The 15,028-nt window shown below is 38.1% G+C and carries 13 protein-coding genes; 11 read left to right on the forward strand and 2 right to left on the reverse strand.

What is annotated here, in order from left to right; translation table 11 throughout:
* Window positions 1-18 precede the first annotated feature (18 nt).
* The 3 genes from queA to yajC are packed head-to-tail and all read left to right on the forward strand — an operon-like array spanning window position 19 to window position 2,522.
* Window positions 19-1,047 (forward strand): tRNA preQ1(34) S-adenosylmethionine ribosyltransferase-isomerase QueA, encoded by a 1,029-nt coding sequence (gene queA, locus M3175_RS01805; RefSeq protein WP_251514055.1) that lies wholly within the window; start codon window positions 19-21, stop codon window positions 1,045-1,047.
* Window positions 1,048-1,070: 23 nt separating this feature from the next.
* Window positions 1,071-2,210 carry a tRNA guanosine(34) transglycosylase Tgt gene (gene tgt, locus M3175_RS01810; RefSeq protein ID WP_251514062.1) on the forward strand — a complete coding sequence of 380 codons (1,140 nt, stop codon included), beginning with the start codon at window positions 1,071-1,073 and terminating at the stop codon, window positions 2,208-2,210.
* Window positions 2,211-2,240: 30 nt separating this feature from the next.
* A complete protein-coding gene (gene yajC, locus M3175_RS01815; RefSeq protein ID WP_251514071.1) occupies window positions 2,241-2,522 on the forward strand; it encodes a preprotein translocase subunit YajC in 282 nt (93 codons plus the stop codon).
* Between the two features lie 52 nt (window positions 2,523-2,574).
* Here the strand turns inward: yajC and M3175_RS01820 are convergent, their stop codons facing one another.
* Entirely contained in the window at window positions 2,575-3,120 is a 546-nt protein-coding gene (locus M3175_RS01820; RefSeq protein WP_306663933.1) for a TIGR04086 family membrane protein, read from the reverse strand.
* Here M3175_RS01820 and M3175_RS01825 point away from each other — a divergent pair.
* Complete coding sequence (locus M3175_RS01825) at window positions 3,112-3,762, forward strand: DUF421 domain-containing protein (protein ID WP_251514073.1); 651 nt, start codon at window positions 3,112-3,114, stop codon at window positions 3,760-3,762. The genes M3175_RS01820 and M3175_RS01825 overlap by 9 nt on opposite strands.
* 18 nt (window positions 3,763-3,780) lie before the next feature.
* Here M3175_RS01825 and spoVB read toward each other — a convergent pair whose 3' ends face one another.
* Window positions 3,781-5,343: a stage V sporulation protein B gene (gene spoVB / locus M3175_RS01830; protein ID WP_251514074.1), complete on the reverse strand. Its 1,563-nt coding sequence runs from the start codon at window positions 5,341-5,343 to the stop codon at window positions 3,781-3,783.
* A gap of 130 nt (window positions 5,344-5,473) precedes the next feature.
* On the opposite strand from spoVB, the gene M3175_RS01835 reads away from it, so the two are divergent.
* The 7 genes from M3175_RS01835 (at window position 5,474) to dtd (ending at window position 15,023) form a co-directional block, all read left to right on the forward strand.
* On the forward strand, window positions 5,474-5,770 hold the full coding sequence (locus M3175_RS01835) for a post-transcriptional regulator (protein WP_285852101.1): 297 nt from the start codon (window positions 5,474-5,476) through the stop codon (window positions 5,768-5,770).
* A 123-nt stretch (window positions 5,771-5,893) separates the two neighbouring features.
* The gene (secDF, locus tag M3175_RS01840; RefSeq protein WP_251514078.1) at window positions 5,894-8,158 is read left to right on the forward strand and encodes a protein translocase subunit SecDF; all 2,265 of its coding nucleotides are present in this window, start codon (window positions 5,894-5,896) and stop codon (window positions 8,156-8,158) included.
* Between the two features lie 99 nt (window positions 8,159-8,257).
* Entirely contained in the window at window positions 8,258-9,172 is a 915-nt protein-coding gene (locus tag M3175_RS01845; protein ID WP_251515230.1) for a cation diffusion facilitator family transporter, read from the forward strand.
* Between the two features lie 107 nt (window positions 9,173-9,279).
* Complete coding sequence (recJ, locus tag M3175_RS01850; protein WP_251514080.1) at window positions 9,280-11,634, forward strand: single-stranded-DNA-specific exonuclease RecJ; 2,355 nt, start codon at window positions 9,280-9,282, stop codon at window positions 11,632-11,634.
* A complete protein-coding gene (locus tag M3175_RS01855) occupies window positions 11,634-12,146 on the forward strand; it encodes an adenine phosphoribosyltransferase (RefSeq protein ID WP_251514082.1) in 513 nt (170 codons plus the stop codon). Before recJ ends, M3175_RS01855 begins: the two co-directional genes overlap by 1 nt.
* 219 nt (window positions 12,147-12,365) lie before the next feature.
* A complete protein-coding gene (locus M3175_RS01860) occupies window positions 12,366-14,561 on the forward strand; it encodes a RelA/SpoT family protein (RefSeq protein WP_251514084.1) in 2,196 nt (731 codons plus the stop codon).
* Window positions 14,562-14,582: 21 nt separating this feature from the next.
* Window positions 14,583-15,023, forward strand: coding sequence for a D-aminoacyl-tRNA deacylase (gene dtd / locus M3175_RS01865; protein WP_251514086.1), 441 nt, complete (start codon window positions 14,583-14,585; stop codon window positions 15,021-15,023).
* Window positions 15,024-15,028: the final 5 nt, after the last annotated feature.

Genomic DNA, 15,028 nt, shown 5'->3' on the forward strand with positions numbered 1-15,028 from the left:
TAAGAAGGGTGAAACAGCATGAAAGTAGACTTATTTGATTTTCATTTACCAGAGGAACTTATTGCGCAAACTCCATTAGAGGAGCGAACAAGTAGTAGACTAATGGTATTAGACAAGGAAAATGGAAAGTTAGAGCATACTATATTTAAAAATATAGTAGAGTATATTAGGCCAGGAGATTGCCTAGTTTTAAATGACACGAGAGTCTTGCCAGCAAGATTATTCGGTGAAAAAAAAGAAACCGGTGCCAAGATTGAAGTATTGCTTTTAAAGCAGTTGGATGGAGATCGTTGGGAAACATTGGTTAAGCCAGCAAAAAGGGTCAAAGAAGGAACGGTCATTTCTTTTGGGAATGGACTTTTGACAGCCGTCTGTGTCGGGGAAGCCGACCATGGTGGTAGAACGCTTGAATTTAACTATGAAGGGATTTTTTATGAGGTATTAGAGCAGTTAGGAGAAATGCCACTCCCCCCTTATATAAAAGAACAATTAGAGGATCGAGAACGATATCAAACGGTATTCGCTAAAGAACGCGGTTCCGCGGCGGCTCCCACTGCCGGTCTTCATTTCACAGAAGAGCTTTTAGAAGAAATACGCTCCCGTGGGGTTCATATTGCCTTTATTACCCTTCATGTGGGACTAGGAACATTTCGACCTGTCAGTGTAGATGACATTTTAGAACATGATATGCATGCAGAGTTCTATCAGATGTCAGAAGGAACCGCTCGATTACTAAATGATATAAAAAAACAAGGTGGACGAATCATTTCTGTTGGAACGACATCCACGAGAACATTAGAAACGATTGCGTCAAAACATAACGGGGAGTTCGTCGCAGAAAGTGGCTGGACCGATATTTTTATTTTTCCAGGATATACATTCCAAGGAATTGACGGAATGATTACCAATTTCCATCTTCCCAAATCCACATTAATCATGCTTGTTAGTGCACTTGCAGGGCGAGAAAATGTGATTCACGCATATGAAACAGCAGTAACTGAGAAGTATCGTTTCTTTAGTTTTGGCGATGCGATGCTTATTGTTTAATTACATACTAGGAGTTGACTTTTTTGACGGCTATTCGTTACGAATTAATAAAGACATGTAAACAGACAGGGGCAAGGCTAGGCAGAGTACATACACCACATGGCTCATTTGACACACCTGTCTTTATGCCGGTAGGAACACTTGCAACGGTAAAAACGATGTCACCAGAAGAACTTGTTCAGATGGGGGCAGGCATTATTTTAAGTAATACCTATCATCTATGGCTTCGACCTGGACACGAGATTATTAAAGAGGCTGGTGGGCTACATAAGTTTATGAACTGGGATCGGGCCATTTTAACTGACTCTGGTGGATTCCAAGTTTTTTCTCTAAGTAAGTTTCGCCAGATTGAAGAAGAAGGAGTTCATTTCAGAAATCATTTAAACGGTGACAAGCTCTTCTTATCACCAGAAAAAGCAATGGAAATTCAAAATGCATTAGGCTCGGATATTATGATGGCCTTTGATGAATGTCCACCATTCCCTGCTACGTATGAGTATATGCAGAAATCGGTCGAACGTACATCGCGTTGGGCAGAAAGATGCTTAAGTGCGCATCAACGTCCGGGGGATCAAGGATTATTTGGAATTGTTCAAGGTGGAGAATATGAAGAACTTCGGAAACAAAGTGCCCGTGACCTTGTTTCACTCGATTTCCCAGGATATGCAGTTGGAGGCCTATCTGTTGGTGAACCGAAGGATATTATGAATCGAGTTCTCGAGTTCACAACCCCTCTATTACCATCGAATAAGCCAAGATACTTAATGGGCGTAGGTTCGCCAGATTCTCTAATCGACGGAGCTATTCGAGGGATTGATATGTTTGATTGTGTTCTACCAACTAGAATAGCTAGAAACGGAACATTGATGACGAGTGAAGGTAGATTGGTTGTAAAGAATGCGAAGTATGCAAGAGATTTTGGACCTCTAGATCCAAATTGTGATTGCTACACATGCAAAAACTATTCTCGTGCGTATATTCGTCACTTGATTCGTTGTGATGAGACGTTCGGAATAAGACTTACAACTTACCATAACTTATATTTTCTGTTAAAATTAATGGAGAATGTCAGACAAGCGATCAGAGAAGATCGCTTAGGGGACTTCAGAGAAGAATTTTTTGAGCAATATGGCTTTAATCAGCCGAATGCAAAAAACTTCTAAATTGATTAGATATTGAAAGGAGGTTAGACAATGGAAGGACTATTAGGTACATTGGGTCCATTAATCCTAATGTTTGCATTATTTTACTTCCTGTTAATTCGTCCACAGCAAAAGCGTCAAAAGGCGGTTTCGCAAATGCAAAGCGACCTGAAAAAAGGGGATAAAATCGTGACGATTGGTGGCCTACACGGAACAGTCGATGCATTAGACGAAGGCAAGGTAGTTATTAAATGTGGTGATGGAAGTCGTCTTACATACGACCGCGCTGCTATTAGAGAAGTAACTGAATCTAGCTCTGTAGCAAATGCATAACACATAAAAAGAGGCAGACCTTAACGGGTTTGCCTCTTTTATTCTTATTCTATTAGGCAGTTCTTTTAGAAGTGGTACTTATATTTACACCTAATATTCCGCCCATCATGGCTGTTAAAATATAGCAAACATGATAAACGATTTCTTCAAAAGAAAATAAACTATCCATCCCTAAAAATTGAAATAAAAAAATGATTGTGGTGTATACAATGCCAGTGAGGCCTCCAACTAACCAGCCTTTTTGCTTCCCTTTTCCTCCTGACACGAACCCGCCTAAAAACAATGTGATAAATGAAACACCAGTAATAACAAATTGTAATGAAGATTCGCTAGTTGGTGTAAATCGGAGAATTAAGGAAAATATAACCGAACTTACAATTGCAAACAAAAAGACAGTTATGACCCCGTATAGTACGGCGTTGCCAAAATTTTTCGATTCTTCGATTGGACCCCTCTCCCTTCTAACTTTTCTCAGTAATTGCTTAGTACAAGCATATTCATGAGCTTTTCTAAATAGAATCACATTTTGTTCATGTTTTCTGCAGATTTGCAAACAATAAAATGAATGAACATAAAGGGAGCGTTTCTTTTGGATCAATATGTTTTAATTGTTGTTCGTACTATTCTTTTATACGGTGTTATTTCTATTATTTTTCGACTGATGGGGAAGAGAGAGCTTGGAGAATTAAATGTATTAGATTTGGTTGTCTATATTATGATTGCAGAGATAGCGGTCGTCGGCATTGAAAAGCCAGAAGAAACAATCGTGAATAATATTTTACCGATGGCTGTGCTCATGATTATTCAAATCACCTTGGCCTTTTTTTCATTAAAAAGTAAAAAGGTTAGGGATATGCTAGATGGGAAGCCTTCCATCATTATTAACAATGGAAAAATTGATGAACATGAAATGAGAAAACAACGCTACAATTTCGATGATCTCCTTTTGCAGTTAAGAGACAAGGATATTCGTAATATTGCTGATGTTGAATTTGCAATACTTGAAACATCAGGAAAGCTATCTGTTTACGAAAAAAGCCAGAATCAAGGGGGAATTACCATCCCGTTAATATTGGATGGGGAGGTTCAAGAAAGTAATTTACAACGTATAGAGAAAAATAAATTCTGGCTTCTTCAGGAATTAAAGAAACTGGGATATACTCAAGTAAAAGAAGTTTCCTTTTGCAGCTATCAAGATGGAAAGTTTTTTGTAGATATAATAGATACAAAAAAGAGGTGATCAGGCGTTCACCTCTTTTTAACGCATAATTAGTTTTGATAATGCATTTCCAATAAAAGGAACTCGGGTCATTTCTTCTTTTTTAATTTGTCCAGCAATGATAATAAGTAGTGTATAGCAGATAGTAATGGCCGTACAGCTTACAATCACATTAAGTGATAATGGCAAGTCCGCTTTGAAGTAATTATAAGAGGATAAACCAGCCCATCCGGAAACACCCATACTAGCAAAGGTTAGTAAATAATCCCAAATATAAAAGGTGAATGAAATCTTCTTCAGAACGGTTGCAAAATGGAGAAGAGTCACTACTAAAAAGCCGAATACAATTCCTAATGCTGCCCCTTTAATCCCAAAGCTTGGCTGACTTGCTAATAAAAATATAACAGCTGTTTTTACAACAGAACCAAAGAGCGAGTTAATCATAGCAGCCCTTGCTAGATCAAGTGCTTGTAGAGTAGCTTGTAATGGCCCTTGATAGTAATAGAAAAGGAAGAATGGTGCCATGATTTGAATAAAGTACGCTCCGCTTGAAGATCCATACATAACTTCCATAAGCGGTTCAGCTAATACATAGAGTATCACAACCGATAATCCACCCGTCAAAAAAGCAAAGCGTAGAGCTTGTTGTAATCGATATTCAATCAGCTTTTTATTGTTCTGCGAATTTGCCTCACTGATTGCCGGAACGAGCGACGTCGACAACGATAAAGTAATAAACGATGGCAATAGTAAAAGCGGCATCGCAAAGCCAGTTAATGCTCCATATTGCTTTGTTGCAGTGATGGCCGCAACACCAGCTATGCTTAAGCTATGTGTGACGACAATCGGTTCAAAAAACCACGCAATGGAACCAATCATACGACTTCCTAGCGTTGGTAACGCCACACCCATCAGTTCTTGAAACGTAGATTTTCCTTCTTGTACATGTTTGAAAAATTTATTTCTAATCCGAAATTGTTTTTTGAGCTTAAATGAAGTAATTAAATAAATCAATGAGATGAGCTCTCCAATTACAGATGCAACCATCGCCCCTGCTGCCGCGTACTCTACCCCATATGGCATAAACATACTTGTTAATACAGCTATCAATGTGATTCTTGCCGCTTGTTCAATCACTTGTGAAATGGCAGAAGGTTTCATATTTTGTCTTCCTTGGAAATATCCTCTTAACACGGAAGAAAGTGCAACGATTGGAATGATTGGAGCAATCGCGAGCAATGGTAAATGTGTGCGTGGATCTGTAAAAAGAGTTTCTGATAAGTACGGTGCAAGCATAAATAGAGCAGGAGTAAAGATAAGGGATAAAGTAAATGTTGTTGCTAAGGAAACAACAAGTATTTGTTTTATTTTTTTTGTATCACCTTTTGCCTCTGCTTCTGCAATATTTTTTGAAATAGCCACCGGTAAGCCAAGTTGTGTGAGGGTGACAACAAGAATAAGAGTCGGAAAGGCCATCATATATAGTCCTACGCCTTCTTCGCCTATAAACCTTGCAATCACAATCCTATTAATAAAACCAAGAACTCTTGTTACAAAGCCGGCAACTAACAAAATTATTGTTCCTTTTAAAAACTTCGACATCTCGCTACCTGCCTTCTCAAAATAGGTATAATCATATACAATTAACTATATGCACCCAGGTGGACAAAGCATGACAAGGTATTATAAATTTCTCTATATTTTATACTCTAGTATTTGGAGGCGGCTCGATATGGAAATGGACAAAAGCTACGATCGTTTTCGTAAAGAAGTACACCCAGCATTAATTAGTAAGATGGAAGAGTTCTCCCTTCTTGGGTATGGGACGATCAGTCAAGATAGTCTTTGGGAGTTCTTAAGTAAGAAGAAGTGGAGAAAGCCGAAGGAGGACGTCAAGGTCTATGAGATAGTCGCAGATATTCTCTCTGTAAATGTTGGAGAATATATGAATTATGCGACTGTTGAAGCATTTAAGTCAGATGAATTTTCACTTGCGAATGATGAAGAGAGAAGGGAATTATTGAAATAACTACATACATGTCCATAAATTGACACTATTTCCTATCTGTTTCATAATATTAGAATAGAAAATACAAGCAGGTAGCATGTTGTTACCTTGCCTGGGTTACATTTTAAGGAGGATTTATACATAATGGTCAAACGCAGTAGAATTGTGGCCTTTTTGTTATTGCTGCTTCTTTTTGCAAGTACAATTGGGACAACTACGAATAGTATTTTAAAAAATATAAAACTAGGTTTAGACCTTCAAGGAGGATTTGAAGTCCTTTACGAAGTGGAACCTGCTAAAAAAGGCCAAGAAATTGACCAAGAAGTTTTAAATAGTACGGTAGAGGCGTTAGATAATCGAATTAACGTGCTAGGGGTAAGTGAGCCGGTCATTCAAATTGAGGGTGATAATCGGATTCGTGTTCAGCTTGCCGGAGTATCAGACCAAACGAAAGCACGTGAAATTCTCTCCACAGAAGCGAATTTAACCTTCCGAAATGCTAATGATGAAATCATGATGGATGGTACAGATTTAGTAGAGGGTGGTGCGAAGCAAACCTTTGATGAAAACAACAAGCCTAGCATCTCTCTGCAGTTAAAGAGTGCCGATAAATTCCGAGAAGTGACACAAGAAATCGTTGGAATGGCTCCTCAGAATCAATTAATTATTTGGCTAGACTTTGAAGAAGGGAAAGATTCCTATCAAGCAGAAGTAGCCAAGGAAGAACCAAAGTTTCTGTCCAATCCAAATGTAAATCAAGTGTTTAATCAAGATACGGTTTCCATTGTAGGAAATTTTGAATTAGAAGAAGCAAAGACGTTAGCTTCCTTATTAAATGCCGGAGCGCTGCCAGTTAAACTTACAGAAGTCTATTCAACCTCTGTTGGTGCTCAGTTCGGGGAAGAAGCACTAAATGAAACGGTGTTTGCTGGAATTGTAGGAATTAGTATCATTTTCTTGTTCATGCTTTTCTTTTATCGTTTACCAGGATTTATTGCTGTTATTACACTATCTCTTTATATTTACCTAATTCTCCTGATCTTCGATTGGATGAATGGAGTGTTAACTTTACCAGGTATAGCAGCTCTAATCCTAGGGGTGGGTATGGCTGTAGATGCCAACATTATTACGTATGAGAGAATTAAGGAAGAACTAAAGGTTGGAAGAACGGTTAAGTCGGCGTATGAAGTGGGAAGTAAAGGTGCGTTTTGGACTATTTTTGACTCTAACATCACGACCATTATTGCCGCTGGAGTATTATTTTTCTATGGGACAAGCTCTGTTAAAGGGTTTGCAACGATGTTAATTATCTCGATTTTAGGAAGCTTCCTTACGGCTGTTTTTGCGTCACGTCTATTGCTTGGTTTGTGGGTGAAAAGTGGTTTCTTAGACCAACGTCCTACCTGGTTTGGCGTAAGAAAGAAAGATATGAAAGATATTTCTGAAGGGTACGATGCCATCGATTTACCTACAAGATTCGATCGCTGGGATTTTGTGAAAAATCATAAAATCATCTTTATCATTTCAGGTGTTTTATTCTCAGTCGGACTGGTCGTTCTGATCTTGTTTAAGTTAAATCTAGGAATTGACTTTGCAAGTGGAACGAGGGTGGAAGTACCTTCCGATAAACCAATTGAAACCGAACAGTTAAAACAAGAATTTGCGAAATTTGATCTTGAAGCTGAAAATATTGTCATGTCTGGTGACAATAATGACGTTGCTGTGGTTCGCTTTTTAGGCGTACTCCCAAAAGAAGAAATTGCTGATCTTAAAGCACACTTTAAAGAATTGTACGGTTCAGAACCGAATATCAGCACGGTTTCTCCAGTGGTTGGAAAAGAGTTAGCTAAAAATGCAATGATTGCAGTAGCTATTGCATCCATTGGAATTATTCTCTATGTATCGATTCGATTTGAATGGAGAATGGCCCTTGCTGCAATTGTCGCCCTCTTACATGATGTTTTCTTCATTATTGTTTTGTTTAGTTTTACAAGACTTGAGGTAGATTTGACGTTTATTGCAGCCGTCTTAACCATTGTCGGTTATTCGATTAATGACACAATTGTGACATTTGACCGGATGAGAGAAAACTTGGCGAAGAAAAAGAGAATTAAAGCTTATGAAGAACTTGCTGATGTTGTAAATAGTAGTTTACGTCAAACATTAGGAAGATCAGTAAATACGGTTTTAACCGTAGTTATTGCCGTTGTTGCTTTATTGCTATTCGGAAGTTCCTCCATTCTTAATTTCTCATTAGCGTTGCTAATTGGTTTAGTTGTTGGTGTATATTCCTCTATTTTTATTGCAGCTCAACTATGGCTAGTGATGAAAGCCAAAGAACTTAAGCAAAAGGGAGTTCTAATTACTGAAAAAGTAAAAAGAGAAAGAACAGACGAGCCACAGGTTTAATTCTAGAACCACAGGGAATATTTCTCTGTGGTTTCTCTTTTTGAATAGGATTTTTTGGTTAAACTAATTGGTAGTGAATGGGTTGAAGGGGCGTTAGTATTGGAAAATCAAGAGCGATTTAAGAAAGCGGAATTTGTAGCAATCATAGGGATTATCGGGAATCTGATTTTAGCTGTCTTGAAATGGGTCATCGGTGTGTATGCAAACAGTAGGGCTTTAGTTGCTGACGCTGTTAATTCGGCTTCAGATGTAGCTGGCTCTTTAGCCGTTTTTATTGGACTGCGTGCTGCTAAACAACCACCAGATGAAGATCATCCATATGGACATGGTAAGGCGGAGTCAATCGCTGCTATTATTGTGGCTGTATTATTGGTTTTAGTTGGGTTTGAGATTGGGAAATCATCCTTTCAAGCGTTTTTCCAACCAATTGAAGCCCCTAAATTAATTGCTCTTGTGGCTGTGATTGTCTCAATTGTCATTAAAGAGACCATGTTCCGTTATACCTTCTCGATGGGGAAGAAGTTAAACAGTGATGCATTAATTGTAACTGCTTATGATCACCGGTCAGATGTGTATTCGTCTTTAGCCGCGTTAGTGGGGATTGGCTGTGCGATTTTAGGAGAAAAGCTTGCTATTGGCTGGCTCGTATATGCAGATCCTGTAGCTGGCTTATTCGTATCTATTCTTATTTTAAAATTAGCATGGAAACTGGGAAGTGAATCGATTCACAATGCTCTTGATCATGTTTTACATGAAGAAGATACAATAGAGCTTCGTAAGATTGTTGAAAGCATACCAGAGGTCAAAAAAATTGATGAGTTACACGCAAGGGAACATGGCCACTATGTGATTATCGATTTGAAAATATCTGTCGATCCTTTGATAACCGTCGAAGAAGGGCATCGGGTAGGGAAAAAGGTAAAGCAAAAGCTAATGGAAGAAAGGCATGTTGAAAATGTGTTTGTACATATCAATCCTTACAATCCGGATAATAGCGACTTTACTTATGATTAAATAAGAGTCTGCTTTAATGCAGGCTTTTTTATTTGCAACTGGAGAAACCATTCCATTGAAACAGTAGACAGCCTCAGTATATAATAGATAAGCTAAGGGGTGAAGGAATGTTAAAGCCAAAATCACGCTGGAGTGTTCAACAGCATAAAAGTGAAGACAATGTGAATGAGCTTTGTAGTGAATTGAAGATATCTCCTCTTGTAGCTTCATTGCTTGTACGAAGAGGATTAGATACAGCATCTCTAGCTAAAAAATTTTTGTATGAACATGAAGAACAATGTCATGATCCATATTTATTAACAGGGATGGACATAGCGGTTAATAGAATTCATCAAGCAATTGAAAACCAAGAACCGATTTTAATTTTTGGTGATTATGATGCCGATGGTGCAACAAGTACTTCTGTCATGATGCTTACTTTGAAGGAACTAGGTGCAATTGTCGATTTTTATATTCCTAATCGTTTTACAGAAGGGTACGGTCCAAACGAACCCGCTTTTCGTCATGCTCACGAAAGTGGAGTGAAACTAATAATCACTGTGGATACCGGTATTTCAGCTGTACATGAGGCAAGTGTCTTAAAGAGTCTTGGTGTGGATTTGATTATTACCGATCATCATGAACCAGGTCCCATTCTACCTGAAGCATTAGCAATTATTCATCCAAAGCTACCAGGAAGTACATACCCTTTTAAAGAGTTAGCTGGGGTAGGAGTAGCTTTTAAGCTTTCACATGCGTTATTAGGACAACTTCCTGAGCATCTACTTGAGTTTGTAGCGATTGGAACGATTGCTGACCTTGTCCCTTTGGTTGATGAAAATCGCTATCTAGTTAAAAGAGGGTTAAAAAAGCTAAGAAGCAGTAGTAGACCAGGGATCATGGCCCTTTGTAAACAAGCTGGTATTGAACAACAAACCATAGATGAGGAAACGATTGGTTTTACGATAGGACCTCGTATCAATGCAGTAGGTCGGTTAGACTCTGCGGATCCAGCCGTTCACTTACTTTTATCCAAAGACTTAGATGAAGCGGAAATGCTTGCAGAGGAAATCGATTCGTACAATAAGGAACGTCAACGAATTGTTTCTAGTATTGCTGATGAAGCGATTCAACAAGTAAATGATTTCTATCCAATCGAAGAAAATTCTGTTATTGTTGTTGGACAAGAGGGCTGGAATGCAGGAGTAGTGGGGATTGTTGCATCTAGATTAGTAGAAGCCTTTTACCGTCCAACGATTGTGTTAAGCTTTGATCGGGAGAAAGGTATTGCTAAAGGCTCGGCTAGAAGCATTGAAGGATTTGATTTATTTAAGAATCTTTCCACATGCAGAGAGATTCTACCTCATTTTGGTGGGCATCCAATGGCGGCAGGTATGACGCTCAAACTTGAGGACGTGGATGAATTAAGATCAAGATTAAATGAACTCGCAGTAAATCAATTGTCTGAGGAAGATTTCATTCCAATCACGGTAATTGATTTAGAAATGTCGATTAAAGATGTACAGCTAAATGCGTTAGAAGAGCTACAACTTCTTGCGCCATTTGGGACAAGTAATAAAAAACCAAAAATTTTGCTAAGAGATGCGAAAATATCGCAAATGAAGAAAATCGGTGCCAATCAAAGCCATTTAAAACTAACACTAGAACATGAAGGCGCCATCCTAGACGGAATCGGTTTTCATTTAGGTGAAAAGGTAGATCATATTTCGCCACAATCGAAGCTCTCAGTCGTAGGTGAATTGTCTATAAATGAATGGAATAATATAAGGAAGCCCCAAATTTTTTTACATGACCTCGCCATAGATGAATGGCAATTATTTGATTATAGAGGAATAAAGCAGGTCGGTAAGCTGAAGGAAATGGTTCCTACTAGCAAGTGGATTAGCTTTAATAACCAGATTTCAGAGAATATAAAACAGGCACTTTCAGATCGGTTGCATCTTATTGAGACGGTTGAGCAAGCTAGAAATATGGATATTGATGATCAGTATATCGTTTTATATGACCTGCCAACATCGAAGGAATTGTTGACAGCATTACTGAATGGAAAAAAACCTGCTAGAATTTATGCCCATTTTTACAAAGAGGCAAGTGACTATTTTAGTACGATTCCAACACGGGATCATTTTAAATGGTATTATGCATTTTTATCAAAAAAAGCACCTTTTGATTTGAAAAAATACGGTGATGAGTTAGCCAAATACCGTGGCTGGTCAAGAGAAACAATTGATTTTATGTCACAGGTGTTTTTTGAACTAGATTTTGTTAAAATAAACAATGGATTTATTACACTTAACACTAGCAGTCATAAACGAGATCTAACGAGCTCTAAAACATATCAGAAAAAACAAGAAGATTTAGCGCTTGAACAAGAATTATTATATTCCTCCTATCAGGTACTTCACTCCTGGTTGGATGAATGTATTCGAGGCTCGGTGGAAATTGAGGAGGAAGTAAAGTAATGGATTTAAAGAAGTATGTAACAATTGTAGAAGATTGGCCAAAGCCAGGGATTAAGTTTAAAGATATTACAACATTAATGGATAACGGTGAAGCGTATCGTTACGCAACTGATCGAATTGTAGATTACGCAAAAGAAAGAAATATTGATATCGTTGTAGGTCCAGAAGCACGTGGTTTTATTATCGGATGCCCAGTGGCATATTCTTTAGGGGTAGGATTTGCTCCAGTTAGAAAAGAAGGAAAACTACCAAGAGAAACAGTAAAAGTAAACTACGGTCTTGAGTATGGTAGTGATGTGTTAACGATCCATAAGGATGCCATTAAACCAGGACAACGTGTATTAATTACGGATGATTTGCTGGCAACAGGTGGAACGATTGATGCAACGATTAAACTTGTAGAGCAATTAGGTGGAGTTGTTGCAGGAATTGCCTTCTTAATTGAGTTAACATATTTAGATGGAAGAAACAAATTAGATGGATATGATATTCTAACTTTAATGGAATACTAAAATAGACAAAAAAGCGCAGCAATCGTTGCGCTTTTTTTCATATATTTGGATCGGAAATGACATGGTTCGACATTATTTTTAATTTTCCCAGAAAAATAACAGGCTTTCCCTTTACATATCGAGTTTTTTTTTCGATAATAGTAACAATATTAGTTTTATTTTTAATAAAAAAATAATCCTCACATTTCTGGGGTATCATAGAAAGTTAAAGGTGATTATATGGCGAATGATCAAGTGTTGACCGCCGAACAAGTCATCGATCGAACGAAGAAATATTTAAATGATGAAAATGCTGCATATGTGCAAAAGGCATATGAATTCGCAAAGCATGCTCATCGTGAACAATATCGTAAATCCGGTGAACCGTACATTATTCATCCCATACAAGTTGCAGGAATATTGGCTGACTTGGAAATGGACCCAGCTACGGTTGCTTCGGGTTTTCTTCATGACGTCGTTGAAGATACAGATGTAACCATTGAAGACCTAGCAAAAGAATTTGGTGAAGAAGTTGCCATGCTTGTCGACGGTGTTACAAAACTCGGGAAGATTAAGTATAAATCTCATGAAGAGCAGCAGGCAGAAAATCATCGGAAAATGTTCGTAGCTATGGCTCAAGATATTCGGGTTATCTTAATTAAATTGGCTGACCGTCTCCATAATATGCGTACGTTAAAGCATTTGCCAGTCGAAAAGCAAAGACGTATATCAAATGAAACTTTAGAAATTTTCGCACCATTAGCACATCGTCTAGGGATTTCTAAAATTAAATGGGAGCTTGAGGATACTGCACTTCGTTACTTAAACCCTCAGCAGTATTACCGTATTGTCAATTTGATGAAGAAAAAGCGTGCAGAACGTGAGCAATACTTAGACGATGTAATAAAGGAAATGCGAGTTAGCCTGGATGAAGTTTTGATTAAAGCAGAAATCTCAGGGCGCCCTAAACATATATATAGCATTTATCGAAAAATGGCCATTCAAAACAAGCAGTTTAACGAAATATATGATTTGCTTGCAATAAGAATCGTTGTAAATTCGATAAAAGATTGTTATGCGGTGCTAGGAATCATTCATACTTGCTGGAAGCCAATGCCTGGACGATTCAAAGATTATATTGCCATGCCGAAACCAAATATGTATCAATCCCTTCATACAACTGTTATTGGACCTAAAGGTGACCCATTAGAAGTTCAGATACGAACTTTTGATATGCATGAAATCGCTGAATTTGGTATTGCTGCACACTGGGCGTATAAAGAAGGAAAATCAGTTAACGAAGGCTCCTCTCTTGAAGAAAAATTAACATGGTTTAGAGAGATATTAGAATTCCAAGATGATACAGCAAATGCTGAAGAGTTTATGGAATCTTTAAAAATTGATTTATTTTCTGATATGGTGTTCGTATTCACGCCAAAAGGTGATGTATTTGAGCTACCGTCTGGTTCTGTACCAATTGATTTTGCTTATCGTGTCCACTCTGAAATTGGGAATAAAACAATTGGGGCAAAGGTGAACGGTAAGATGGTGACCCTTGATTACAAGTTGAAAACAGGGGATATTATCGAAATTTTAACTTCAAAACATTCGTATGGTCCTAGTCAAGATTGGTTAAAGTTAGCTCAAACTTCACAAGCCAAAAATAAAATTCGTCAATTCTTTAAGAAGCAACGTAAGGATGAAAACGTTGAAAAGGGCCGAGAGCAGGTTGAAAAAGAAATTAAAAGCATGGATTTTGATATCAAGGAAATCTTAACACCTGAAAATGTGAAAAGAGTAAGTGAGAAGTTTAACTTTTTCCATGAAGATGACTTGTATGCGGCCGTTGGATATAACGGGATCACTGCTCTTCAAGTAGCTAATCGCTTGACGGAGAAATGGAGAAAGAAGCGAGATCTTGAGCAAGTCAGCACGATTTCTAATGCAGTGTCAGAATTAAAGTCATTCCCTTCGACGAAAAAGAGAGAATCAGGAGTGAGGGTAACGGGAATAGATAATCTTCTTATCCGACTCTCTAGATGCTGCAGTCCTGTTCCAGGAGACGAGATTGTTGGCTTCATAACGAAAGGCCGTGGTGTCTCTGTCCATCGTGCGGATTGTTCAAACATCGATACTGAGGATGCCAAGGCTAGACTGATTCCGGTTGAATGGGAAACAGGCTTAAATAATAAAAAGGAATATAATGTGGACATTGAAATCAGTGGGTATGATCGTCGCGGATTATTAAATGAAGTCCTACAGGCAGTGAATGAAACAAAAACGAACATATCAGCGGTTGCTGGAAAGTCAGACCGAAACAAGATGGCAACCATCAATATGTCTATTGCTATAAATAATGTTAGTCATTTACAAAAGGTCGTGGAACGTATTAAGCAAATTCCTGATATATATTCTGTTCGCAGAGTAATGAATTAGAAGGTTAAGGAGTTTACTCTTATGAGAGTGGTTGTTCAAAGAAGCAAAAAAGCTAGCGTGACAGTAGATGGTCAAACGATAGGGGAAATTACAAAAGGATTCGTTCTTTTGGTCGGTATTACTCACAGTGACACAACGGAGGATGCAAAGTATGTTGCAGAAAAAATCGTCAATCTTCGTGTGTTTGAAGATCAGGAAGGGAAAATGAATTTATCCTTGTCTCAAGTCGAAGGAGAAATTTTATCCATCTCTCAGTTCACCTTATACGGTGATTGTCGCAAAGGGAGAAGACCTAATTTCATGGAGGCTGCCCATCCAGATCATGCTAGTGTGATATACGATCAATTTAATCAATTGTTACGGGATCAAGGAGTCAAGGTTGAAACAGGTCAATTTGGAGCAATGATGGACGTAGATCTTATTAACGACGGCCCGGTCACATTGATCATTGAGAGCAAGTAAAAAGC

This window comes from Robertmurraya korlensis, assembly GCF_023715225.1.
In the GTDB taxonomy this organism is placed as follows: Bacteria; Bacillota; Bacilli; order Bacillales; family Cytobacillaceae; genus Robertmurraya_A.

Coding starts and splice junctions, on each gene's coding strand:
- queA (WP_251514055.1), top strand. CDS start 19: ATGAAAGTAGACTTATTTGATTTTCATTTACCAGAGGAACTTATTGCG.
- yajC (WP_251514071.1), top strand. CDS start 2,241: ATGGAAGGACTATTAGGTACATTGGGTCCATTAATCCTAATGTTTGCA.
- spoVB (WP_251514074.1), bottom strand. CDS start 5,343: ATGTCGAAGTTTTTAAAAGGAACAATAATTTTGTTAGTTGCCGGCTTT.
- M3175_RS01835 (WP_285852101.1), top strand. CDS start 5,474: ATGGAAATGGACAAAAGCTACGATCGTTTTCGTAAAGAAGTACACCCA.
- secDF (WP_251514078.1), top strand. CDS start 5,894: ATGGTCAAACGCAGTAGAATTGTGGCCTTTTTGTTATTGCTGCTTCTT.
- recJ (WP_251514080.1), top strand. CDS start 9,280: ATGTTAAAGCCAAAATCACGCTGGAGTGTTCAACAGCATAAAAGTGAA.
- M3175_RS01855 (WP_251514082.1), top strand. CDS start 11,634: ATGGATTTAAAGAAGTATGTAACAATTGTAGAAGATTGGCCAAAGCCA.
- M3175_RS01860 (WP_251514084.1), top strand. CDS start 12,366: ATGGCGAATGATCAAGTGTTGACCGCCGAACAAGTCATCGATCGAACG.
- dtd (WP_251514086.1), top strand. CDS start 14,583: ATGAGAGTGGTTGTTCAAAGAAGCAAAAAAGCTAGCGTGACAGTAGAT.